The 3,225-nt window shown below is 33.7% G+C and carries 1 protein-coding gene; it reads left to right on the forward strand.

The genetic code is table 11. From position 1 onward, the window contains the following. Positions 1-3,225 (forward strand): non-ribosomal peptide synthetase (locus tag BVC87_RS22845; RefSeq protein ID WP_075344708.1); only part of this gene is annotated, 3,225 nt, incomplete at both ends.

Below are 3,225 nucleotides of genomic sequence, written 5' to 3' on the forward strand. Positions count from 1 at the left end.
ACCAGAACCAGATAGCACTGCATTATCAACCAAAGAATACGTAGCACCAAGAAATGAAACAGAAGAACAATTAGTTACTATTTGGCAAGATGTATTGGGTGTTGAAAAAGTAGGTGTCTATGATGATTTCTTTGAATTAGGAGGACATAGTTTACTAATTGTGCAATTAATTTCTCGTTTACAGAGTATTGGTTTTTATGTAGAGGTGAAGGATGTATTTTCAAATACAACTGTAGCAGCTATTACAGAGAAATTATCATCTATAGATACAGTTTATCAAGTTCCAGCCAATGGAATTACCGTAGATACAGATCGTATTACTCCAGAAATGATTCCTTTATTAGATTTTAATCAGGAAGATATAGATAAGGTTATTTCTCATATCGAAGGAGGAGTTTCTAATATTCAGGACATGTACCCATTATCACCTTTACAAGAAGGAATGTATTTCCATTATTTAATGAGTACTGAAGAAGAAGGAGATCCTTATGTATTACCAAATTTGCTGAGTTTTCCTAGTCATACACAACGTTCACTTTTCATAGAGACATTACAGTTTATAGTAAATCGTCATGATGTACTACGTACCATATTTTTAAATGAAGGTCTACCAAAAGCAGTTCAAGTTGTTCTTAGGAAAGCTGAATTATTCACAGAAGAATTAGCTATTGGCGATAATAAAGATGTGTTATTAGCATTAGAGGAGTTAACAGAGCCAGGACATCAATGGATGGATGTTTCTAAAGCACCATTATTACGAATTAAATTAGCTGAAGATACCGCAAAAGGAGAGTTTTATGTATTGTTATTAGCACACCATTTGATATTGGATCATGTGGGTATGGAGAAGATTCTTTCAGAAATTACAACATATGTATCTGGACAAGTATCAAATCTTCCAACACCAGCTTTATATCGAGATTTTATTGGCCATACTTTATATGCACAAGCTAACAACGATAGTGAATCTTACTTTAAAAATTTACTGGAAAATATTGAGGAACCTACCTATCCATTTAGCTTATCAGATATTCAAGGAAATGGAAAAGATAGTAAGGAATCAGCAATTGTTCTATCTGACAAATTCAGTAAAGAAATTAGAGAAGTTTCTAGTAGATTAGGAATGAGTCCTGCAGTAATATTTCATGCAGCATACGGACTAGTTGTAGGAAAATGTAGTAATACTAATTATGCATTATTTGGATCATTATTTTCAGGACGTTTACAAAGATCAGCAGATTCTCTAGGACTATTCATTAATACTTTGCCGTTTTACATATCATTAGAAGAAAGTGTAATAAACTACATCGAAGCAGTAAAACAACGATTACAAGATGCATTACCTTATGAGCAAACATCTTTATCAAATATTCAGAATTGGAGTAATATTTCTAATGATGTTCCATTATTTAGCGCATTATTAAACTTCCGTCATTCTACACATACTTCTACAGGAAAAATAGGAGATAATACAGGTTTAGGAATCAAAACAATAGGAGGTCAGGAACGTACTAATTATCCATTTACTTTAAATGTTGATGATTATGGAGATGTTTTTGAACTTACAGCTATTATTGAAGAAAGTATTGAATCAGAACGTATTCTTGTGTATATGCAAGAAGCCTTAACTCAGCTATTAGAAGGTTTAGAAACAGAACAAACAACATTAGTAGCAAGTTTAGGAATTGTATCACCAGAAGAAGAAGAAGAAATATTAGAAGTATTTAATGCTACAGCATTAGGGTATCCATCAGAAAAAACTGTTGTTGAGTTATTTACAGCTCAAGTTGAAAAAACACCAGAATCGGTTGCAATTTCTTTTGAAGGAACAACACTAACGTATGCAGCATTAGATCAGCGTTCAAATCAATTAGCTCATTATTTACGAGATCAAGGTATACAGCCAGACATGTTGGTAGGTATTTGCATGGATCGTAGCTTAGAATTACTGGTTGGAATTTTAGGCGTTTTAAAATCAGGAGGCGCTTATGTTCCTATTGATTCCGGCTATCCAGAAGAACGTATTGAGTACATGCTGAATGACGCTAGTATCAACTTGGTATTAAGTAACCAAGTTAATAAAGGAGTATTAGAAGGAAAAAGAGACCTTACCATTGTGGCTTTAGATAGCGATTGGAATGAGCTTATTTCAAAGTATCCAGATGATAGTTTAGAAAGAGTTACTTCACCAAGTCATTTAGCGTATGTAATGTATACCTCAGGAAGTACAGGACGCCCAAAAGGAGTTCAGGTAACCCATACAAACATTGTGAGTTTAGCCACAAGTTGTGATTATGTAACTTTAAATTCAGAGACAGTTTGGTTATCTACCGGTTCAATTTCTTTTGATGCAGTAACTATAGAATATTGGGGTACATTATTAAATGGCGGAGAATTAGTTTTAGCAAGCAGAGAAGTATTATTAAATACCTCAAGTTTCAAGTCCTTGATTGTAGATAAAGGAGTGAATACCTTATGGATGACCGCTTCATGGTTCCATCAAGTAGTTGAGGAAGATACAAGCATATTCGCTTCATTAAGATATTTATTAGTTGGAGGAGACATCGTCTTGTTTAACTATACGAATACGGTAAAAGAACTATATCCAGATTTAAAAATCATTAACGGTTATGGTCCTACAGAGAATACTACATTTTCAACCACTTATACTATTGAAAAAACACAGACTACTCTTCCTATAGGTAAACCGATCAAGAACAGTGTAGCATATATCTTGGATTCTGCAATGAATTTAGCTCCCGTTGGTGTTGTAGGGGAACTGATTGTAGGCGGATCAGGAGTAGCAAGAGGCTATTTAAATAATGAAGAGTTAACGAATGATAAGTTCATTAACAATCCATTTAGAGCAGGTGACCGATTATATAAAACAGGAGATTTAGCAAAGTGGTTATCAGATGGTAATATAGAATTTATAGGTAGAAAAGATACACAGGTAAAGATAAGGGGATACCGTATAGAATTAGGAGAGATAGAAAATGCATTATCGAATTTAGCGTCAGTAAGTCAATGTTGTGTATTAGCGAAAGAAACAAGTACAGGTAATAAAATACTAGTGGGTTATGTAGTTTCAGAAGATGCTTTTGATAAGGAAGCAATTCAAGAGGCGTTACAAGAAGATTTACCAGGTTATATGATTCCATCAATTTGGATAGCATTAGATACAATGCCATTAACTGCCAATGGTAAATTAGATAGAAGAGCCTT

Origin of the sequence: Tenacibaculum agarivorans (assembly GCF_001936575.1) — a bacterium.
GTDB lineage: Bacteria > Bacteroidota > Bacteroidia > Flavobacteriales > Flavobacteriaceae > Polaribacter > Polaribacter agarivorans.